The organism is Burkholderia sp. HI2714 (genome assembly GCF_002223085.1).
Taxonomy (GTDB): domain Bacteria; phylum Pseudomonadota; class Gammaproteobacteria; order Burkholderiales; family Burkholderiaceae; genus Burkholderia; species Burkholderia lata_D.
The window spans coordinates 379,471-400,464 of record NZ_NKFM01000035.1 but is presented as its reverse complement, the minus strand read 5'-3'; the positions used below and the strand labels follow the sequence as shown (position 1 = coordinate 400,464).

Genomic DNA, 20,994 nt, shown 5'->3' with positions numbered 1-20,994 from the left:
ACGGCCCGTGTCAGCTCCTCCGTTGACGATGCCGGCATGTCCTGGCTTTGCCGGGGCAAGACTCATCATGAATCCGCTCAGGCACTCGCCGCTCCCATGATTCCTGCTCCGCTTTTCTCCGGCGCCTTCCTCGCCATTCTCGGCATTTCGTTTCTGGCGACTGTCGCCGTGCTGCTTTGGGTCGTCACGCTGACGTTTTCTCCCGATGCGCGACGCGCATTTCGCGCGCGCTGGATACGCAAGTCCGTCCTGCTCGGCGTGCTCTGCTGGATGAGCAGCTTGTTCGTCGCGTTGGCAATCGCCTATTTGAAGATCGATCTGGATGCACGAAAGAAAGACGCCGCGGAACATCCCACGCTGGAAAAGACCACCCGGCTGATGGGCATCGACATGCCGCCCGGCACCCAACTGTCGCTCGGCACCGCCGGCGACATGCATTCGTTCGACACAGCCGTGTTTCCGCGCGAGGTCGATGTCTACGGCATCCCCGCCAAGGCGGTGGAGGTCCGGTCGGAATTCGACGACGAAGCGCCGCGGAACGACCGGAACCCCGTCCACCTCACTGCGCTGGGGCTGACGATCACCGGCCCCCGCTCGCTCGACGGATGGGTGTGCGATGCAGGCCAACCGATGGAAATCGTCTTGCGCAACGACGCCCGGACCAGGTCGCTGTGGTGGTGTCGTCTGGCCGACGGCAATCGGATAGCCGACGCCATCGTTCCGGCTGGATCGGACTTGATCCGTGACACGACCACCTATGGCGACGGTCTGCGCGACGACGACTACTGGCGTATCGATGTTGCCCAAGGCGGCGTATTTCAACTGGCGGGGCTGGCGCTGCACGGCGCGAGACTGCGACTCGACCGGCAGCATCGCATCGTCGCCTTCACATCTGCGACGCTGGCACGCGCAATCGACATCGGCGGCATCCACTACCCCGCCGGGACCGCGGTCTCCTCCGCGTTGCGCGGGCTCCGCGAGAAGTATCCCGGCGCCTGGGTCTTCACACCGACGCGCAGTCAGCCGGCGATCAGCAAAACCAATGGGCCGATCGCCGAAGGCATGTCGATCGTCCAGGCGCCGTCGGGAAAGACCTACGCGCTCGTGCGGGATGCGGCTTACTGAGTGGACGCTGAACCGGGCCGCACATCGTTCGGGTCAAGCCACCGCATCAAGAAACGCGACCGGCTGCCCGACCGGCCGCCCATTCAGCGCCTCGTCGCGCACGACAACCTGCCCGCGCACGACCGTATGCACGGGCCACCCCGTGACCGCGCAGCCGTCGTACGGCGTCCAGCCGCTCACGCTCGCGATCCATTCGTCGCGAATGGTTCGCCGCGCGCGCAAGTCGACGATGCTGAAATCGGCGTCGTAGCCCGCCGCGATCCGCCCCTTCCCCGCGATGCCGAAGATGCGCGCCGGCCCGGCGCTGGTCAGGTCGACCAGCCGCGCGAGGCTCAGGCGGCCCGCATGCACGTGATCGAGCATCAGCGGCAGCAGCGTCTGCACGCCGGTCATCCCGCTCGGTGACTGCGGATAGGGCCGGCGTTTCTCATCGCGCGTATGCGGCGCGTGATCGCTGCCGACCACGTCGACCACGCCATCGCGAACGGCCTGCCACAGTGCATCCTGATGATGCCGCTCGCGCACCGGCGGATTCATCTGCGCGAACGTACCGAGCCGCGCGTAGCAATCGGGCGCGTGCAGGCTCAGGTGATGCGGCGTGACCTCGACGGTCACGCGACGCCGGTGCCGCGCGAGGAACGCCATTTCGTCGGCGGTGGACACGTGCAGCACATGCAGCCGCCGGCCCGTCTCGGCAGCCAGCCCGACGATGCGCCGCGTCGCCGCCAGCGCGCTTTCCTCGTCGCGCCAGCGATGATGGTCCCGCACGTCGCCGCTCGCTTCCACGAGCGCCCGGCGCTCGCGCAACCGCGCCTCGTCCTCCGCGTGCACGGCCATGCGCCGCCGTCCGTTGCGCGCGATCCGGCGCAACACGGCTTCGTCGTCGGCCAGCAGGTCGCCGAACGAACTGCCCATGAAGACCTTCACACCCGCGCAGCCCGGCAGGTTTTCGAGCGCCGGCAGCCGTTCGGCGTTCGCAGCCGAGCCACCGATATAGAACGCGTAGTCGCACCACGCACGGCCGCGCGCGAGATCCAGCTTGGCCTGCAGATCCTGCGCGGTCAGCGTCAGCGGATGCGTGTTGGGCATCTCGAAGATCGTCGTGACGCCGCCGAGCACCGCGCCGCGCGTGCCGGCCTCGAAGGTCTCCTTGTGCGTGAGGCCCGGTTCGCGGAAATGCACCTGGCTGTCGACGACGCCCGGCAACACGTGCAGGCCGCCGGCATCCAGCAGGACGTCGGCGCGCCACGTGCCGTGCAACGCGCCCAATGCGACGACACGGCCGTCCACGCACGCAACATCGATCTGCTCGGCCCCGTTGGGTGTCATCACCGTGCCGCCATGCACGAGCAGGTCGGCGTGACGTCGCTTCAGCGCGTCGCTCGCGCCTCCTTCACGTCGGTTGCGCTCGTCCATGACTCAGAACTCGTTCTGGATGTGCTTGTAGCCCAGCACCAGCGCATTGTTCGTGCGTGCAACGTCCTCTGAGAAATCGCTCGCGTCGGCCGTCACCTGCGGCAACGCGGCGAGATCGGTTTCCGGCCCGATGCGCTCGGTCGAACGCACGTAGAAACCCGGCGGCAGGTGGCAGCCGTCGACGACCGCGTTGTAGCGCACCACGCAGCCGTCGTCGATCGTGCAGTTGAACAGCACGCTGTTGAAGCCGACGAACACGCCGTTACCGACCTTGCACGGCCCGTGGACGATCGCGCGATGCGCGATCGACGTGTGCCGGCCGATGGTGACGCTCGCGCCCGACTTCGAATGGATCACCACGCCATCCTGGATGTTCGAATGCGCGCCGATCACGATCGGCGCGATCCGGCCGCCGGCATCCGTTTCGTCGGCACGGATCACCGCGTACGGGCCGATGAACACGTTCTCCTCGACGATCACTAGCCCGCACAGAATGGCGGTCGGATCGACGAAGGCGCTCGGGTGAATCTGCGGCAGGTCGCCGCGCGGGTTCTTTCTGATCATCAGGATTCCTGCCTTGAAATGGGGCGGCCGCGCTTGATCCGCTCGAACAGGCCCGGATCGCGCCACTGCCCGGCGATGGCCGGCGCGAACACGATGTCGTCCAGGTCGATGCGGCCCATGCGCGGGTTGAACGCATCGTCGCGAAAGCACTGCGCGTAACCGGTCTCGGTCTCGTGAACGATGATCGAATGCAGTCGCACGCCGGCTTCGCCGTTCGTCATGCGGGTGCAGGACAGCGCCGCATCGACGAGGCGAAAGAACACGCGCGAGAACTGCTCGGCGCTCGGCGACACGGGCAGCAGCACCCAGCGCTCGGAATGCCGGCGCATGCTCTCGACATAGCAAGGATCGTCATCCGACCACAGCGTCACTGCGTGGTCGAACGCGTCGATCAGGTCGCGCACGTCGCCCTTGAGCAGCCCGAAGTCGTAGATCATCTGCCCGTGATCCAGCGCATGCGCTTCGAGCAGCAGCTCGACGCGGTACGAATGGCCGTGGATCGAATGCGAGCAGCGTCGCGTGCTGCAGCCGCGCACGACGTGCGCGTTCTCGAACCGGAACAGCTTGCGGATCAGCATGCGTCGGCGCCTTCGCGAACCGGCGCGGCCCAGGCCACCGCATCGTGCGGATGCAGGCTTTCCAGATGGCGCACGTGCACGCGCGGGGTCGCATGGTGGCCGTCCAGCGCGGCCTGGACCCGTCGCGCGGCATCCTCGACGAACATCAGGTTGCCGCCGTTCAGCACCGCGAATGCCTGCTCGTCCGCGCGCTTGACGGCCGTCTGCACCGGCGTGCCGAGCGCGTGCTCGATGCGATCGATCAGGTCGATCAGCCGCAGCGTCGCACCATCGGCGGGCAGCGCCACGCTGACGACGGCTTCGCTGCGCTGGCTGTGCGGCGTGGCCGCCGTCGCGTGCCGTTTCAGCCACGCGGCGACTGCCGCCGGCTCCACGCGATCGTCGCGGCCGAACGCCGCCAGGAACGCCTGCTCGACCCAGTGCCGCGACAGCGCGGCGGAGCACGGGCACGTCGACGAATAGACGACTGTCACCTGCGCGCGCAACTCGAACCGGGAGCCGGTCAGCGTCGCGTCGATCCGGACCGGATAGGCTTTCCATCCGGCCAGCCCGTCCGTCACCAGCGCGGCGCGGCGTGCCAGCAGGTCGAAGCGCAACCGTAGCCGCGCGCTGCGCGTGTCGCAGTCGCGATGGCTGTCGACCATCGCGTGCAGCACACGCTGAAGGCCGGCCGGCGACAGCGCCGCGCCATCGCCGAGCCCGTCGAGCAGACGGTACAGCCGCGACATGTGGATGCCCTTCACGTGCGGCGCTGGGAGATCGACCTGCACGTCGGCGCGCGCATGCACGTCGCGCCGGCAGCCGGGCTCGGCCACTGCAACGGGCAGGTCGATGCCCTGCATGCCGACCCATTCGAGCGGGCGGCCGCCCGGCGCGGCACCGGTCAGGGAAATATCGGGAAGGGGTGCGTTCATGCTCGGAATCCGGTGGAGCGCCTTCTCCATCCGGATCGATGCAGGAAGCGCGTTCAGGTCAGGGCCAGTCGCGAAACGGGTTGTCCCACGTGGTCCAGTGTTCGGGGCCGGTGGCCATCTCGGCGTCGGTCAGCAGACACGCGTCGAAGCGCGCGCGCAGCGCGGGCTCGTCCATGTCCATGCCGATCAGCACGAGTTCCTGCCGCGCATCGCCGACGTGCTCGTCCCAGCGCGCACGGATCTGCGCGACGGCTTCCGCGTCCTGCGGCCAGCGCTCGGGCGGCGTGGCCGCCCACCAGTAGCCGGCCGGCCCGTGCCGCGCGACCGCGCCGGCCTGCGACCACGAACCCGCGACGGTCGGATGGGTGGCGAGCCAGAAGAACCCCTTCGAGCGGACGACGCCCGGCCATTCGCTTTCGACGAGATCGAAGAAGCGCTGCGGGTGGAACGGTCGACGCGCGCGATACACGAAGCTGCGGATCCCGTACTCGTCGGTCTCGGGCGTGTGCGTGCCGCGCATCTCCTGCAGCCAGCCCGGCGCACGCGACGCGGCTTCGAAGTCGAACAGGCCGGTGTCGAGCACGCGCTCGAGCGGCACCTTGCCGAATTCGGCGATCTCGATCCGTGCGCGCGGGTTCAAGCCGCGCAGCAGCGCAACCAGCCGCTCGCGCGCGCTTGCGTCGATCAGGTCGATCTTGTTGATCACGATCACGTCGCAGAACTCGATCTGGTCGATCAGCAGATCGACGACCGTGCGCGCATCCTCCTCGCCCATCGATTCGCCGCGCGACTGCAGGCTGTCGCGCGATGCGTAGTCGCGCAGGAAATTGAACGCATCGACCACCGTCACCATCGTGTCGAGCCGCGCGACTTCGCCGAGGCTGCGGCCGTCCTCGCCTTCGAACGTGAACGTCTCGGCCACCGGCAGCGGCTCCGAGATGCCGGTCGATTCGATCACGAGCTGGTCGAACCGCCCTTCGCGCGCGAGCCGGTCGACCTCGATCAGCAGATCCTCGCGCAGCGTGCAGCAGATGCAGCCGTTGCTCATCTCGACCAGCTTCTCGTCGGTGCGCGACAGCCCCGCGCCGCCGTCGCGCACGAGCGCGGCGTCGATGTTGACCTCGGACATGTCGTTGACGATGACCGCGACGCGCCGGCCCTCGCGATTGTTGAGGATGTGGTTGAGCAGCGTCGTCTTGCCGGCGCCGAGGAAGCCGGACAGGACGGTCACGGGAAGCCGCGTGGACGGGGAGAGTGCGGTGCTCATCGGGCGATTCCGGAAGGAGGGTGGGCGATCATCGAGTGATACATTGTATCGCAACGATATAACATATCATTTCAGACGTCCAGCATGCCGGTTAGGTTTTGTCCGGAGCGGACCGCGCCGCTCCGGCATCACGCCGATTACGCCGTCACGTATAGAGCGACGCCTGCGGCAACTCGCCCGTCAACGCGAACCGGCCCACGTCGCGCAGCCGGTAGTCGAGCGGATCGTGCAGCGTATGCGTGCGCGCGTTCCGCCAGAAGCGGTCGAGGCCGAGCGACGCGGCCGTCGCGCGTGCGCCGCACGCGTCGAACAGCGCCTCGCCGTTCTCGAGCGCCGCGCGCTGCGCGACGATCTTCGCCTCCGATACCGCGAGCGCCACCTCGGCGCGCTCGTCCGCCGTCAGCGCATCCTGCCGCGCCCATGCACGCTGCAACGCGGCGGCCGCGCGATCGGCCAGCGCCGCCGCGGCGATCGCCCGCACGCGCATGTCGCCGAAGCGCTGCAGCGTGTACGGATCGTCGCTCGCCTGCGCGACGTCCGACTGAATCCACGGGCGGCCATGCTTCAACACGTAGTCGCGCGCTTCCGCCAGCGCGCCTTCCGCGAGCCCAACGAACAGGTTGGTCAGCACGAGCTGCGACACGAGCGTGCGCAGCGTCGCACGCGGGGTCGGCGGCGCCTCGGAACGGTGCAGCACTTCGTCTGCTGCCAGCGCCACGCCGTCGAAGCGCACGCTGCCGCTGTCGGTCTGGCGCTGGCCGATCGGATCCCAGTCTTCGTTGACCGTGATCCCCGTGCGATCGGTCGGCACCACGCCGAACACGGTGCGGCCGGTCTCCGGATCGTGCGCGGACACCGTCATCCGCTGCGAGCCGCGCGTGCCCGAACAGAAGCCCTTCACGCCATCGAGCCGGTAACCGCCGTCAGGCGTCGCCGTGGCCACGAGCCGCGTGTCGAGCGGATTGACCGCATTGCCCCACCACCATTGCCGCTCGACCGTGCCGCGCAGATAGCGCTCGCGCTGCGCGGGGTTGCCCCACACGTCGACGCTCACCACCTGCAGGCACTGGAACCCGACGAGATGCGCGAGCGCGCTGTCGACGCGCGCGATCTGCCGGATCGCATCGTAGATCTCGGTCCACGCGGCTTCCCGCCCGCCGAACGCACGCGGCACCGCGAGCGTCAGCAGGCCCGCATCGGCGAGCCATTGCTTCTCCCGCGCCGCATGACCGCCCGCGCGGTCGCGCGCGGCGGCCGTGGTGCGCAACGCGTCGATCGCTCGCGCCAGCGCGGCGGGGTCGAAAGCAGGCGTATCGGTATCGGGCGCGAAGGTCGCCGGGCCGCGTGGATCGTTCATGCGACGGCTTCCTGCGCAACCGCTTCGCCCGACAGCGGGACGAGCGCGTCGAGCTGGCGGCCGGTCAGCCGCGACAGGATCTCGCGCCGCCAGTCGTCGTAGATCGCGCGGTATTCGGCGATATCCGCGCCGAATACGTGCGCGGTGTGCGCGTACTCGTCGTGCAGGTAATCGTCGAGCCGCGCCTGCGTTTCCTCGTCGGCCGCGATCACGCGATCGATCAGCGCGTCACGCTCGGCTGCCGGCAGCGCCTTCAACGTGTCGAACCACCACTGGACGATCTGCACACGATGCCACTCCTCGTCCGGCCGGATCCGGTTCTCGCCATGCTCGCGCATCGCGGAATCGCCGATACGGCCGCTCTTGCGCTGGATCCACAGCTTCGCGAGGATATGCAGCTCGTAGTGCCATTCGAATGCGAGAAAACCCGCGACGTCGCGCACCGCGATGTCGCCGATGCGGGCCCAATGCGCGGCGACGAGCCGGTCGACTTCCGGCAGCGGGTCACGCCCCGTCAGTTCGGTCACGCGTTCGCGGCCGATCACCGCGTGCGCGCCGTCGTCGCCGAGCTGGCGCGACAGGATCAGCTGGAAATGCGGATCGTCGCGGAACAGCGTGTCGATCGCCTTCGCGACGACCTGCACGATGAACAGGTCGTGCGACGCCATCTTCGTGTAGTAGTCGGCGACGGCGGCCAGTTCGTCGTCGTTGCGCGGCTCGCGCGGCGGCGTCGCGAGCTTGGCCGGGAAGTCAGGACGATGGCGTCGCGCCACGTCGAGAAACAGCGATTCCTCGAATTGTCCGTTCCATTCGCGCGGCGCGCCGATGGGCAAGGTCATAGTGTTCTTTCTCTCAGGATCATGAATGAAGCGAGCAGGCGCTTGTGGCGTCGCTCAGGTACGCCGGGTCACACGTCGGACCAGGCGGTCGCCCGTGATTTGCACGGCCGAGACGAGCGCGATCAGGATCACGATCACGGTCGCCATGACGGTGGTGTCGAAACGCTGGTAGCCGTAGCGGATCGCGAGATCGCCGAGGCCGCCCGCGCCGACGGCGCCCGCCATCGCCGTCGAGCCGATCAGCGCGACGACGGTAATGGTGAAGCCGCCGAGCATGCCGGGCAGCGCTTCGGGCAGCAGCACGTGCCAGACGATGTGGCGGCGCTTCGCGCCCATCGCGAGCGCGGCCTCGATCAGCCCGCGGTCGACTTCGCGCAGGCTCACCTCGGCGATCCGCGCGAAGAACGGGATCGCGGCGATCGAAAGCGGCACGACGGCCGCCCAAACGCCGATCGTCGTGCCGATCAGCACGCGCGTGAACGGCAGCAGCGCAACGAGCAGGATGATGAACGGTGTCGAGCGGAACACGTTGACGAGCGCGCCGAGCACCGCATTCACGCCGCGCCGCTCGTAGATGCCGCCGGGCGCGGTCGTCACGAGGATCACCGCGAGCGGGATGCCGATCAGCGCGGCAATCACGGCCGACGCGGCAACCATCGACAGCGTGTCGCGGATCGCGTCGAGCAGTTCGGGCCACCAGAGGTCAAACATAGCCGAGCACCTCCGCGTGATTCGCGTGGCGGCGCGCGCGTTCGAGCAGCGCCGCCACCGCGCCGCCGCGGGCGGTCGATTGGCTGACGTCGTCCGCACGCGGGGATGCCGCGATCACGAGCCGCCCTTGCGCATGCCCCTGGATGCGCTCGATCCCGCCGTGCAGGAACCGCACCGAGCCGCCGAGCGCCACCGCGAGCGCGCCGACATCCGGCTCGCCGCCGCTCTCGCCCGTATAGCGGACGTCGAGCACGACCTGCGCGCCGTCAGGCAACGCGGCCTGGTCGGGCAGCGGCTGCACGCGCGCGGCCAGTTCGGCCGGCAGGTCGTGCACGAGCGTGCTGAGCAGTGCGCGCGTCGCGCCGTGACGCGGATCGCCGAACACGCGCCACACGGGGCCCGTTTCGACGACTTCGCCCTGTTCGATCACCGCGACCGTGTCGCACACCGCGCGGATCACTTCCATCTCGTGCGTGATCAGCACGATCGTCAGCCCGAGGCGGCGGTTGATGTCGGCGAGCAGCGCAAGGATCGACTGCGTCGTCTCGGGATCGAGCGCCGACGTCGCCTCGTCGCACAGCAGCACCTCCGGATCGTGCACGAGCGCGCGGGCAATGCCGACGCGCTGCTTCTGCCCGCCCGACAGGCTGGCCGGATACGCGTCGCGCTTCGCGGCGAGCCCGACGAGTTCGAGCAGCGCCTCGACCTTGCGCACGCGCTCGGTCTTCGGCACGCCGGCGATCTTCAGCGGCAGCGCGACGTTCTCGAACACCGTCTTCGCGGACAGCAGGTTGAAATGCTGGAACACCATGCCGGTGCGGCGCCGCAGCGCGACGAGGCCATCCTCGTCGAGCGCGCCGACATCGACGCCCTGCACGCGCACGCGGCCCGAACTCGGCCGTTCGAGCCCGTTCACGAGCCGCAGCAGCGTCGACTTCCCGGCGCCGCTGCGGCCGATGATCCCGAATACTTCGCCGCGCCGCACGTCGAGCGTCACGTCGCGCAATGCAGCGGCATGGCCGCGCGGCGTCGCGAACACCTTGCCGACCTGCTCCAGCGACACGGCGGCGCCGCCGGCGCGGGTCGATTCGGCCGACGCGGCCGCTTCGTCATGTGCCGTTGCCTCTGCGCCCGCACGTACTGCCGATGTCTCGACGAAACCCAACGTATCGAACAATTGCGTCATCGCTTCGCTCCGTCACGTTCACGCATGCGCGGGATGCGCGGGTTCGGCCACGGCGGCCGGACGGTGCTGCGCGCCCGTGTGCCACGCGGGCAGGCGCGGGCCCGCGCCGAACAGCTTCTCGCGCAGCGTCGGCGCGGGATCGTAGTCTTCCTTGTAGACGCCGCGGTTCTGCAGCTCGGGCACGACCCAGTCGACGAAATCCTCGAACGACTCGGGCATCACGGTGCGCGTCAGGTTGAAGCCGTCGATGCCGGTCTCGTCGATCCACGACTGCAACTCGTCCGCGACCTGCGACGGCGAGCCGACGATCGGCGCATAGCGGCCGCCGAGCGACATCTGTTCGAGCATGCGCCGCACGGTCCACGTGCCGGTCGTGCTCTTGCGCGAGATCGCGTCGACGGCCGACTGGATCGAATCGGTCTTCACGTACGAGATCGGTTCGTCGAGGCCGTATTTCGCGAAGTCGATGCCGGTCGAACTCGCGAAATGCGCGAGGCCGGCTTCCGGGCTCGCGTAGCGCCGGTATTCGTCGAACTTTTCGCGGGCGAGCAATTCGGTCTCGGCGGTCACGACGCTCACGCCGGCAAAGATCTTGATCGAAGCCGGGTCGCGGCCCTGCCGTGCGGCGGCGGCGCGAATGTCGAGCGTGGCCGCGCGCGCGGCGGCCTTGCTTTGCCCGTTCACGAACACGCATTCCGCGTGACGGCCCGCGAACTCGACGCCGCGTGCGGACGAACCGGCCTGGTACAGCACCGGCGTGCGTTGCAACGACGGCTCGCTCAGATGAATCGCGTCGATCGAGTAGAACGGCCCGTCGTGCTTCACGCGCCGCACCTTGCCCGGCTGCGCGAACACGCGCGCCTGCGCGTCGCGGATCACCGCATCGTCGTCCCAGCTCTGTTCCCACAGCTTGTAGACGACGTCCATGTAGTCGTCCGCGCGCTCGTAGCGGTCGTCGTGGCCGATCTGCTGCGCGAGGCCCATCCCGCGCGCGGCGCTGTCGAGATAACCGGTGACGATGTTCCAGCCCACGCGCCCTTTCGTCAGATGATCGAGCGTCGACATGCGGCGCGCGAACAGGTAAGGCGGTTCATAGGTCAGGTTCGCGGTCACGCCGAAGCCGAGGTGCCGCGTGACCTGCGCCATCGCGGGCACGAGCAGCAGCGGATCGTTGACGGGTACCTGCACCGACTCGCGCAGCGCGGCGTCCGGGCCGCCGCCGAACACGTCGTACACGCCGACGATGTCCGCCAGGAAGATCCCGTCGAACTTGCCGCGTTCGAGCGTCTTCGCGAGGTCGGCCCAGTAGTCGAGATCGGTGTAGTGCGCGGAGCGGTCGCGCGGATGGGTCCACAGCCCGTGGTTGATGTGCCCGACGCAGTTCATGTTGAACGCGTTGAGCAGGATCTTCTTTCGGTTCGCCGTCGTCATGCCCGCCTCCGTCACCACGCGATTGCGTACAGCGAGCCGAACGCGTTGTCGAGCGCCTTGCGCACGGCCGGCGACTGCTGGTAGATCGCGATGAACTTGCGGATGCGCGGATCGTTCACGCTGTCCGGCCGCACGACCCACTGGATCGCGAAGATCTTGTTCTCGGTGCCGTCGAACAGCAGCGCGCTGTTCGGGTCGGTCGTGCCGGCGAGCTTGATGAAGCTCGGGTAGCCCTGCGCGAGATCGACGTCGTCGAGCGAACGCGCGAGCTGCGACGCTTCGAGCGGAATGATCTTCAGGTGCTTCGGGTTCGACACGATGTCGTGCGTCGTCGCGCGGTAGTCGGCGCCCGGCTTCAGCGTGATGAGCCCTGCACGCTGCAGCAGCAACAGCCCGCGCCCGCCGTTCACCGGATCGTTCGCGATCGCGACCTTCGCGCCGTCCTTCAGCTCGCTGAAGCTTTTCACCTTCTTCGAATAGAGGCCGATCTTCATGATCGTGCCGGGTGCGATCGACACGAAGTTGTAGCCGCCCTGCTTGTTCGCGTTCTCGAGGAACGGGATGTGCTGGAAGTAGTTGACGTCGATGTCCTTGTTCGCGAGCGCCGCGTTCGGCGTATTCCAGTCGGTGAATTCGACGATCTTCACGTCGAGCCCCTGCGCCTTCGCCTCCTTCGCGGCGACCTTCAGCGCCTCGATCTGCGGGCTGGTCGAGATGCCGACCTTCAGCGGCGCGGTGTCGGCCTGCGCGCCGTTGAGCAACGCGACGCCAAGCACGGCGGCAGCCAGCAGACGCGCGACGCGGCCGGCGGATAAGCGGGCGGAAAAAACGGCATGCAGCATGAAACCACTCTCCTGTCCAAAGACGGTATCGACGGATGAGCGACGCCGCGGCGAACGCGCGGGCGTTCTCCGGACAGTCGTCGTCGCATCGGAAATAGATCAGGCGATGATAGAGAGCGGCGCAGGGGCGGTCTACGAAGCGATTGTGCGAAGAAAATCGCGCGCGGCGATATGGCGGGCGGCCATGCGGGATCGGGGGCCTGACCGGGCGCCTGGCCGGCCTCTTGGCCGAAATCTCGGCCTGGGCGCCGGGCGAATTCCGAAATCTCGGCCAGCCGGTCGGGCCGCCCTTTCCGCAGACGAAACAAACCCCTTATAAATCAATGCATTAAAAATATTTCGGCAGGCCGGATTTCTGGCACGGGGGTTGCGTAATAGACGGGCACACGATGCCGCGAAGCCATGCAGGCATACCAACATCAGGAGACACGTCTTGCAGACCTCTATCCATACCCCATCCCATCCGGAGCCGGTTTCCGACGCCGTCGCCGCCCCGCGCGAGCGCTTCTGGCCGGAAGGCTGGTGGAAACTGATGGAAATCCGCATCGGCATCATTCCGCTGCCCGTCTACTTCATCCTGCTCGCGCTGATCGTCGGCTTCTCGGTGACCGGCAAGGTGCCCGGCGAGATCTCGATGGCGATCGCGGTGCTCGCGTTCTTCGGCTTCACCTGCGCGGAACTGGGCAAGCGCCTGCCGCTGCTGCGCAACATCGGCGCGGCCGCGATCTTCGCGACCTTCGTGCCGTCGGCGCTCACGTACTACCACGTACTGCCCAAGCCGGTGCTGAACCTGACCGTCGAGTTCACGAAGTCGACCAACTTCCTGTACCTGTTCATCGCGTCGATCATCGTCGGCAGCATCCTGAGCATGGATCGCCGCGTGCTGATCCAGGGCTTCGTGAAGATCTTCATCCCGCTCGCGGCCGGCTCGGTCGCGGCCGCGATCGTCGGCACGGCGGTCGGCACCGCGCTCGGACTCGGCGCACGCCACACGCTGCTGTACATCGTCGTGCCGATCATGGCGGGCGGCGTCGGCGAGGGCGCGATTCCGCTGTCGATCGGCTATTCGGAACTGATGCACCTGCCGCAAGGCGAGATGTTCGCGATGGTGCTGCCGCCGGTGATGCTCGGCAGCCTGACCGCGATCATCCTGTCGGGCGCGCTCGACATGCTCGGCAAGCGCCTCCCGCACCTGACCGGCAACGGCCGCCTGCAGGTCGGCGAATCGGGCGACATGACGCCCGAGAACGAGGAAATCCGCGGCCACGTCGACGTCTCGCACATCGCGGGCGCCGGCATCACGGCCATCACGCTTTACCTGGTCGGCCTGATGGCGCACAAGCTGTTCGGCCTGCCCGCGCCGGTCGCGATGCTGTTCCTCGCGGTGCTCGTGAAGCTCGCGCGCGCGGTGTCGCCGCCGCTGCAGGAAGGCGCGTTCGTCGTCTACAAGTTCTTCTCGACCGCGGTCACGTACCCGCTGCTGTTCGCGATCGGCGTCGCGATGACGCCGTGGGACAAGCTGACCGCCGCGTTCACGATCGTCAACGTCGTCACCATCGTGTCGACCGTCGCGACGCTGATGGGCACCGGTTTCGTGGTCGGCCGCCTGATGAAGATGTACCCTATCGACACCGCAATCGTGAACGCCTGCCACAGCGGGCAAGGCGGCACCGGCGACGTCGCGATCCTGACTGCCGCGAACCGGATGCAGCTGATGCCGTTCGCGCAGATCGCGACGCGTATCGGCGGCGCGATCGTCGTCACGGTCACGCTAATCCTGGTCGCCCACTTCGGATGACGCGCCGCCGCGCGCACCGTCGCGCAGGCCGCTTTGCACGCGCCGCCGCCGGCCTAGCCGGCGCGCGGCGCGCGTCGTTCGGGGCGTCGTTTCGGACGTCGCGCCGGGCGGACGATTGCGGGCTTCGATGAGGGCGAACGTGCAGAAGAGCTTCAAGGGAATCCCGTGGTGGGGCTGGGCATCGGCCGGCGTGCTGTACGTGTGCGTGGCGGCCGCGGCCGTCGATTTCGCGTGGGAACGTGCGATCGACGCGCTCGAGGAAACCGGTGCGCACCGGCTCGACCTGTATGCGTCGAGCCTGAAGAGCGAGCTCGGCCGCTTCGAGATCCTGCCCGGCCTGGTCGCGCGGCAGGACGGCGTGCGCACGATGCTGAAAGCCGCCCCGCAGGACGCCCCCGCGCTCGTGCACACGGTCAACACCTACCTCGAAGCCGTGAACCGCGACGCGGGCAGCGGCGCGGTCGACGTGATCGACCTGCAGGGCAATGTGATCGCCGCCAGCAACTGGAACGAGACGCTCAGCTTCGTCGGCACCAACGTGTCGTACCGGCCGTACTTCAAGGACGCGCTCGCGCGCGGCAGCGGCCGCTTCTTCGGCATCGGCACCAACACCGGCGTGCCGGGCGTCTACTTCGCCAGCGCGGTGCGTGACGACGGCGTGCCGATCGGCGTGGCCGCCGTGAAGATCAGCGTCGATCCGCTCGAATCGGCGTGGCGCGCGCCGGGCGTTGCCGCGATGGTCGTCGACAGCAACGGCGTGGTCGTGATCTCGACCGAACCGGCATGGAAATTCACCGCGCTGCGCCCGATCACCGCACAGCAGCAGCGCGACATCCAGGCGTCGCGCCAGTACGCAGGCCGCACGGTCGACGCGCTGCCGTACCGCCATATCGGCGACCGCAGCGCGGCCGCGTGGTTCGGCACCTTCCCCGATACGCACCACAGCGGCCGCACCACGCGCTATCTCGTGATGTCGCGCCCCGCGCCGCAGGCCGGCGATTCGCTGATGGTGCTGCTCGACATCGCGGGCGCGCGGCGCCAGCAGCAGACGGCCTTCGTGTTCGTCACCGGCGCGTTCCTGATCGCCGCGCTGCTGGCCGGCTATGCGATCCAGCGACGCCGCGCGATCGTCGCGCGGCTGAACGCGCAGGACGCGCTGCGGCGGGCGAACGACCAGCTCGAGCTGACCGTCGCGCAGCGCACGGCCGCGCTGACGGCCGCGAACGAACGGATGCAGCGCGAGATCGTCGAACGCGAACGCACCGAGCAGCGGCTGCGCGCGTCGCAGCAGGAAGTCGTGCATGCGGGCAAGCTCGCGGTGCTCGGGCAGATGGCCGCCGGCCTCACGCACGAGCTGAACCAGCCGCTCGTCGCGATCCGCACGCTGTGCGACAACGCGCGCACGTTCTTCGAGCGCGGCCAGCCCGCGCCGGCGCTCGCCAATCTCGAACGGATCGGCAAGCTCGTCGACAGCATGGCGGTGCTCACCGGTGAGCTGAAGACCTTCGCGCGCAAGCCCGACGTCGAACGCGTCGCGGTGTCGCTGAACGAGGCCGTCGCGCATGCGCGGCTCATCTACGATGCGCGGATCCGCGACGAAGGCGTGCAGCTCGACGTGAACATCGCACCCGGCACAGTCGTGTCGGCCGAATCGAGCCAGTTGCAGCAGGTGATCGTGAACCTGCTCGGTAACGCGCTCGACGCGGTGCACGACGCGAGCGTGCGCCGCATCGTCATCGAGGCCGCCGGGCCGGACGAAGCCGGCCGCGTGCGCTTCACCGTCGCCGACAGCGGCGCGGGCATCGCGCCCGAAGTGCTGCCGCACCTGTTCGAGCCGTTCGTCACGACCAAGCCGCGCGGCCAGGGCCTCGGGCTCGGCCTCGCGATCACGTCGCGCATCGTCGAGGCGTTCGGCGCGAAGATCGCCGCGACGAACCGCGACGAAGGCGGCGCGCAGTTCAGTATCGAATTCGCGGCGGCCACGCTGCAAAGGACAGAGCATGGAAGATGAGATTCGGGTGCTGGTCGTCGAGGACGATGAAAACGTCCGGATCGGCGTCGAGCAGGCGGTAGCGCTTGCCGGCTTCGCGGTCGATGCGTTCGCGTCGGCCGCCGACGCACTGCATCACGTCGCGCCCGGTGCGCCGGTCGTGATCGTGTCGGACGTGCGGATGCCGGGCATCGACGGGCTGCAGCTGCTCGATCGCGTGATGGCCATCGACGCGCAGATCCCGGTCGTGCTAATCAGCGGTCATGCCGACATCTCGACGGCCGTCGGCGCGATGCAGGTCGGCGCGTACGACTTCATCGAGAAGCCGTTCTCGTCGGACGTGATCGCGGGGCGCGTCGCGCGCGCGGTCGAGAAGCGCCGCCTGACGCTCGAGGTGCAGGGGCTGCGCGCGGCGCTGAATAACTGGCAGGGCATCGAGGCGTTCGTGCTCGGCAAGTCGCCCGCGATGGCCGACGTGCGCAAGAAGATCCTGCGCCTCGCCGATACGTCGGTGTCGGTGCTGATCACCGGCGAAACCGGCACCGGCAAGGAACTGATCGCGCGCAGCCTGCACGATTTCGGCGGCCGGCGCGACGCGCATTTCGTCGCGCTGAACTGCGGCGGTTTGCCGGAGCAGGTCTTCGAGAGCGAACTGTTCGGTCATGAAGCCGGCGCGTTCACCGGCGCGATCAAGAAGCGCATCGGCAAGATCGAATGGGCGGACGGCGGCACGCTGTTCCTCGACGAGATCGAGACGATGCCGATTTCGCTGCAGGTCAAGATGCTGCGCGTGCTGCAGGAGCGCGTGGTCGAGCGGCTCGGCGCGAACGAGCTGATTCCGGTCGACTGCCGCGTGGTCGCTGCGTCGAAGGCCGATCTTGCCGAGCTCGCGGCCGACGGCCGCTTTCGCGCGGACCTCTTGTACCGCCTCAACGTCGCGCAGATCGAACTGCCGCCGCTGCGCGAGCGGCGCGAGGACGTGCCGCTGCTGTTCGAGCATTTCGTGCTCGCGGCCGCGCGCCGCTTCGGGCAGCCGGCACCGGTCGTCACGGCTGCGCAGGTATCCGAACTGATGACGCATGCGTGGCCCGGCAACGTGCGCGAGCTGCAGAACGTGGCCGACCGCTTCGTGCTCGGGCTGACCGGCGACAGCCTGCTGTCGTCCGGCGGCACGCCGGCCGCGGGCGGCACGCTCGCGGAACAGCTCGCGTATTTCGAGCGGATGCTGATCGAGGACATGCTGCAGCGTCACAACGGCAACGTTGCGGACGCAAGCGAAGCGCTTGGCATGCCGAAGAAAACGCTCTATCACAAGCTGCGCAACCTGCGGATTCCCGCGCGCGGCGACGCGGCGGCCGATGGCGGCGAATGACGCGAACGAGGACACGCACTCCAGCATGGATCGCATCGAAGTCACCGAACAGGGCCGCATCACCGGCCACTTGATCCGCGGCGTCACGCACGCGCAGAAGACCTTCCGCCCGAGCGACTGGCCCGAGCGCCTCGCGGGCGTCATCACGCTGTTCGTCGGCGAACGGCGGCCCGGCTATCCGTGCGCGCTGTCGCGGCTCGCGATGCCCGTCGTCGACGGCAACGTCAAATGCCTGTTCGTGTCGGACGAATTGCGCACCGTGTGTGCGGACGCGTTCGATTTCGCGATGCAGTTCGCGGCCGACAACGACCTCCCCGTCGTGCTTCAGACCGCGCCCGCGTTGACCGTGCGCTGACGCGCGGGCCGCTTTCGCGGCTCGCGTACCTGCTTCCCGTTTTCCCAAGGTGCCATGCGCGGATGCGCAGGTCGCCGCACGCCTGTTTCTAGCGTTTCTGGCGTTTCCGGCGCCGCGACCAATCGTTAGACGATTGAAAGCATCGATACCCTTCCCCTTCCGACAAGGGTTTCCAGCCGAGCCATCAATAAAATTGATCGTCACGATGAAAATTATGCGTTTTCCTTGCAGGTCGCCGTGATGCATAGTTGCGTCGTGTTGACGCACCTTTGAGTCTTTCAGTCATGAACATGCGAATCGAGCCGTCCGTGCTCGCGAACCCCGACCTGCAATTTGCGACGCTTTCGTCAGGCATCAGCCTGCCGTATGTCGAGCGGGGCAGCGGCGCGCCGATGGTGTTCGTGCACGGCTCGCTGTGCGACTACCGCTACTGGGATCCGCAGCTCGCGTCGCTGTCGGCCCACTACCGCTGCATCGCGCCGAGCCTCAGCCATTACTGGCCGGCCGTCGAAGCGGGCATCCAGGACGAGTTCAGTTGGCAGAACCATGTGGATGAGCTCGCCGAATTCATCGACGCGCTCGATCTCGGCCCCGTGCATCTCGTCGGCCACTCGCGCGGCGGCAGCGTCGCGTTCAACGTCGCGCGCCAACATCCGCATCTCGTCGAATCGCTGACGCTCGCCGATCCGGGCGGCCCGCTGCAACAGCCGGGCGTGCGCGAAGCCGCGCTGCCGGCCGCCGCACTCGCGCTGCGCACGAAGGCCGTGAACCTGATCGATCAAGGCGAAGTCGAAGCCGGCCTCGAAATGTTCGTCGATTCCGTGAGCCTGCCGGGTGCATGGAAGAAGAGCACGTCGCGCTTCCGCACGATGGCGATCGACAACGCGAGCACGCTGCCGAAGCAGTTGCGCGACCCGCTGCCTGCGTACACGCAGCACACGGCCGGCGACATCGCATGCCGCACGCTGCTGATCGACGGCCAGCGCAGCCCGAAGATGTTCCGCAACAACGTCGACACGCTGTCGCAATGGATCGGCAATGCGCAACGGCAGACCGTCGCCGGCGCGTCGCACGGGATGAACGCCGCGAGCCCTGCCGTGTTCAACCGTTACGTGCACGAGTTCGTCGCCGCGTAAGTGCTCCCGGGCGGCTTCTGCGCCGCCCGTTCTCCTCGCTGTTCAACGACGATGCGGATACACGCCGCATCGCCGCTTCATCAACCGACGTGCGTCACCGGCGCGTCCGTCCCGTCAATCTGCCTGCGCCATTCCGCCAACGCGGCTTACCACACAGCCGGTTCCGGCTCCGCCTTGCGCGTGACCGCATCCGGCAATCCGAACACGCTGTCGAACGCCCAGTTGTACGTGAACGTGAAGATCGGGAAGAACACGATCAGCACCGCGTCGTACAAGAACGCCTGCAGCAGCGACACGTCGAGCCACCACGCGATCAACGGAATCAGGAACGTCACGAGCGCAACCTGGAAGCCGATCGCATGCAGCACGCGGCGCCCGACCGTGCGCGTCGTCGCCGCGCTTCTGCGCTCCCACGCCTCGAACGCGAGGTTGTACAGGAAATTGACGGTGACACCCGTCGTCGAGATCATCACGCCCATCGCGCCGCTCGTCGCCACGCTCGCGCCGCTCAGCATGCCGAGCACCGACGATGCGATCAGGATGCCGAGCACTTCGAACACCACGACGTAGACTATGCGTCTCTTCCACCCTTGCATGACCATCCACCTTCTATCGAACGAGGTGGCGAGACTATCAGCGGGTAGCGTGTCCGCAAAAGTCAGGTCCTTTCAATTTTTCTGACAGGAGGCCAGTGCATGCTGACCAGCGACCACATCGACATGCTGCTGACCGTCATCGACAAAGGCTCGTTTTCCGCCGCCGCGCGGGCGCTCGGCCGCACGCCGTCCGCGATCAGCATGGCGATCGCGAACCTCGAGGCCGAACTCGACCTCGTGCTGTTCGACCGCGGCACGCGCGAACCGACGCCGACCGCCGCGATGGCCGCGCTGCTGCCCGACGCGCGCTCGATCGCCGAGCGCCTGCACGCGCTGCGCGCGCATGCGCAGCACCTGTCGGAAGGCGTCGAGGATACGTTGCGGCTCGGCCTCGCCGCCGAACTCGACGGCGCGCCCGTCGCCCGCGCGCTGACGGCCGTCGCCGCGAAATACCCGGCGCTCGCGATCAGCATCGTCACGGCGCCGCAGGACGTGATCGTCGATGCGCTGCATCGCGGCGCCGTCGATCTCTGTGTCGCGTATGGCGGGCTCGACCTGCATCCGCAGGAACAGATCCACGGGCTGTGGACCGAGACGCTCGTCGCGGTCGCCGCGCCGAGCCATCCGGCGATCGCCGAATGCGCGCAACCCGAGGCGATCGAGCGGTTGTCGGGCTTCCGGCAGATCGTGATCGCCGATCCCGAGCGGCCGCTGACCGACGTGCGGCCGTTGATCGGCAACCGCACGTGGAAGGTGACCGACATGGCGACCGCAATCGCGCTCGTGAAGGCCGGACATGGCTGGGCGAACCTGCCCGAATCCGTGACCAGCCGATACGTCGCCGACGGCGAGCTCGCGCCGCTCGTGTTCGCGAACATCCGCAACGGGCTGCCGCTGCCCGTGTTCCTGAGGCGGCCGAAGCACACGGGGCTCGGCAAGGCGGCCAGCGAACTGGTTCGCGCGCTGCGGGCTGCAGGCGATGAAAAGTGACCGGCGTGGCGGCGAGCGCCGCCACGCCGTCGGTCAACGCCATACGGCTTGACCGTTAGTTGCGATCAATGCGCTGCCGCCGCCGCGCTCTGGATCGAATCGACGAGCGACGCGTTGTCGTAGCGTCGTCCGGCAATGCCCCATCCACCATCGACCGCATGGACGACGTTCACCCACACCTGCGCGGGCGTCAGCCGCCCGCCGGCGCGGTGCAGCACGATCGCCGTCGCCCGTTCGACGAATTGCCGCTGACGGTCGGGCGCCGCGAGCGCCACGGCGGGCAGCTTCAGCTCGACGAACGCGGCGGGTTCCGCGCGTCCATGCACGAAGGTCCGGTTTCGCGGCAGCACGTTGAGCGTGCCCACTACGTTCGGCGCCAGGAACGCATTCCCGGCCAATCCCTCGACTTCCAGCAGCGCATCGGTCAACTCGGCAAACACCGGCCCCTCGTCGTCCGGCGTGAAAACCCCTTCGGATACGGTCAGCGTAATCGGCATTGCACTTTCTCCTGTTCAGGTCATCGGTTG

General features: G+C 67.9%; 20 protein-coding genes. 7 read left to right on the top strand and 13 right to left on the bottom strand.

Annotated features, from left to right (window positions below; genetic code table 11):
- Positions 1 to 36: 36 nt before the first annotated feature.
- Positions 37 to 1,125, top strand: a complete 1,089-nt coding sequence (locus CFB82_RS19825) for a hypothetical protein (protein ID WP_143750938.1) — start codon at positions 37 to 39, stop codon at positions 1,123 to 1,125.
- A gap of 33 nt (positions 1,126 to 1,158) precedes the next feature.
- Here the strand turns inward: CFB82_RS19825 and CFB82_RS19820 are convergent, their stop codons facing one another.
- The 11 genes from CFB82_RS19820 to CFB82_RS19770 form a co-directional block, all read right to left on the bottom strand.
- Positions 1,159 to 2,541, bottom strand: coding sequence for a dihydroorotase (locus CFB82_RS19820; protein ID WP_089484939.1), 1,383 nt, complete (start codon positions 2,539 to 2,541; stop codon positions 1,159 to 1,161).
- Between the two features lie 3 nt (positions 2,542 to 2,544).
- Complete coding sequence (locus CFB82_RS19815) at positions 2,545 to 3,105, bottom strand: gamma carbonic anhydrase family protein (RefSeq protein ID WP_089484938.1); 561 nt, start codon at positions 3,103 to 3,105, stop codon at positions 2,545 to 2,547.
- On the bottom strand, positions 3,105 to 3,683 hold the full coding sequence (locus CFB82_RS19810; RefSeq protein WP_089484937.1) for a 6-pyruvoyl trahydropterin synthase family protein: 579 nt from the start codon (positions 3,681 to 3,683) through the stop codon (positions 3,105 to 3,107). Before CFB82_RS19810 ends, CFB82_RS19815 begins: the two co-directional genes overlap by 1 nt.
- Positions 3,677 to 4,597 carry a GTP cyclohydrolase FolE2 gene (gene folE2 / locus CFB82_RS19805; protein WP_089485018.1) on the bottom strand — a complete coding sequence of 307 codons (921 nt, stop codon included), beginning with the start codon at positions 4,595 to 4,597 and terminating at the stop codon, positions 3,677 to 3,679. Before folE2 ends, CFB82_RS19810 begins: the two co-directional genes overlap by 7 nt.
- A gap of 58 nt (positions 4,598 to 4,655) precedes the next feature.
- Complete coding sequence (gene zigA, locus CFB82_RS19800) at positions 4,656 to 5,864, bottom strand: zinc metallochaperone GTPase ZigA (protein ID WP_089484936.1); 1,209 nt, start codon at positions 5,862 to 5,864, stop codon at positions 4,656 to 4,658.
- Between the two features lie 145 nt (positions 5,865 to 6,009).
- Positions 6,010 to 7,221: an acyl-CoA dehydrogenase family protein gene (locus CFB82_RS19795; RefSeq protein ID WP_089484935.1), complete on the bottom strand. Its 1,212-nt coding sequence runs from the start codon at positions 7,219 to 7,221 to the stop codon at positions 6,010 to 6,012.
- Positions 7,218 to 8,060 (bottom strand): hypothetical protein, encoded by an 843-nt coding sequence (locus tag CFB82_RS19790; RefSeq protein WP_089484934.1) that lies wholly within the window; start codon positions 8,058 to 8,060, stop codon positions 7,218 to 7,220. Before CFB82_RS19790 ends, CFB82_RS19795 begins: the two co-directional genes overlap by 4 nt.
- A 54-nt stretch (positions 8,061 to 8,114) precedes the next feature.
- On the bottom strand, positions 8,115 to 8,771 hold the full coding sequence (locus CFB82_RS19785; RefSeq protein WP_046546161.1) for a methionine ABC transporter permease: 657 nt from the start codon (positions 8,769 to 8,771) through the stop codon (positions 8,115 to 8,117).
- Positions 8,764 to 9,957 carry a methionine ABC transporter ATP-binding protein gene (locus tag CFB82_RS19780; RefSeq protein WP_089484933.1) on the bottom strand — a complete coding sequence of 398 codons (1,194 nt, stop codon included), beginning with the start codon at positions 9,955 to 9,957 and terminating at the stop codon, positions 8,764 to 8,766. Before CFB82_RS19780 ends, CFB82_RS19785 begins: the two co-directional genes overlap by 8 nt.
- An 18-nt stretch (positions 9,958 to 9,975) precedes the next feature.
- Positions 9,976 to 11,388, bottom strand: a complete 1,413-nt coding sequence (locus tag CFB82_RS19775) for an LLM class flavin-dependent oxidoreductase (RefSeq protein ID WP_069253048.1) — start codon at positions 11,386 to 11,388, stop codon at positions 9,976 to 9,978.
- An 11-nt stretch (positions 11,389 to 11,399) separates the two neighbouring features.
- Positions 11,400 to 12,230 carry a MetQ/NlpA family ABC transporter substrate-binding protein gene (locus tag CFB82_RS19770; RefSeq protein WP_069252558.1) on the bottom strand — a complete coding sequence of 277 codons (831 nt, stop codon included), beginning with the start codon at positions 12,228 to 12,230 and terminating at the stop codon, positions 11,400 to 11,402.
- A gap of 433 nt (positions 12,231 to 12,663) precedes the next feature.
- On the opposite strand from CFB82_RS19770, the gene CFB82_RS19765 reads away from it, so the two are divergent.
- The 5 genes from CFB82_RS19765 to CFB82_RS19745 all read left to right on the top strand — a co-directional run bounded on the left by CFB82_RS19765 (position 12,664) and on the right by CFB82_RS19745 (position 18,881).
- A complete protein-coding gene (locus CFB82_RS19765) occupies positions 12,664 to 14,028 on the top strand; it encodes a 2-hydroxycarboxylate transporter family protein (protein ID WP_089484932.1) in 1,365 nt (454 codons plus the stop codon).
- A 127-nt stretch (positions 14,029 to 14,155) separates the two neighbouring features.
- Positions 14,156 to 16,039: a sensor histidine kinase gene (locus CFB82_RS19760; protein WP_089484931.1), complete on the top strand. Its 1,884-nt coding sequence runs from the start codon at positions 14,156 to 14,158 to the stop codon at positions 16,037 to 16,039.
- Positions 16,029 to 17,390 carry a sigma-54-dependent transcriptional regulator gene (locus tag CFB82_RS19755; protein WP_089448491.1) on the top strand — a complete coding sequence of 454 codons (1,362 nt, stop codon included), beginning with the start codon at positions 16,029 to 16,031 and terminating at the stop codon, positions 17,388 to 17,390. The genes CFB82_RS19760 and CFB82_RS19755 overlap by 11 nt, the downstream gene beginning before the upstream one ends.
- 25 nt (positions 17,391 to 17,415) lie before the next feature.
- Entirely contained in the window at positions 17,416 to 17,745 is a 330-nt protein-coding gene (locus tag CFB82_RS19750) for a DUF3579 domain-containing protein (protein WP_089485017.1), read from the top strand.
- Between the two features lie 284 nt (positions 17,746 to 18,029).
- Positions 18,030 to 18,881, top strand: coding sequence for an alpha/beta fold hydrolase (locus CFB82_RS19745; RefSeq protein WP_089484930.1), 852 nt, complete (start codon positions 18,030 to 18,032; stop codon positions 18,879 to 18,881).
- A 146-nt stretch (positions 18,882 to 19,027) separates the two neighbouring features.
- On the opposite strand, the gene CFB82_RS19740 is transcribed toward CFB82_RS19745, so the two are convergent.
- Positions 19,028 to 19,477 (bottom strand): PACE efflux transporter, encoded by a 450-nt coding sequence (locus tag CFB82_RS19740; RefSeq protein ID WP_069252563.1) that lies wholly within the window; start codon positions 19,475 to 19,477, stop codon positions 19,028 to 19,030.
- Positions 19,478 to 19,576: 99 nt separating this feature from the next.
- Here CFB82_RS19740 and CFB82_RS19735 point away from each other — a divergent pair, with 99 nt between their 5' ends.
- Entirely contained in the window at positions 19,577 to 20,467 is an 891-nt protein-coding gene (locus CFB82_RS19735; protein ID WP_089484929.1) for a LysR family transcriptional regulator, read from the top strand.
- A gap of 65 nt (positions 20,468 to 20,532) precedes the next feature.
- On the opposite strand, the gene CFB82_RS19730 is transcribed toward CFB82_RS19735, so the two are convergent.
- Positions 20,533 to 20,964 carry a Tautomerase enzyme gene (locus tag CFB82_RS19730; RefSeq protein ID WP_089484928.1) on the bottom strand — a complete coding sequence of 144 codons (432 nt, stop codon included), beginning with the start codon at positions 20,962 to 20,964 and terminating at the stop codon, positions 20,533 to 20,535.
- Positions 20,965 to 20,994: the final 30 nt, after the last annotated feature.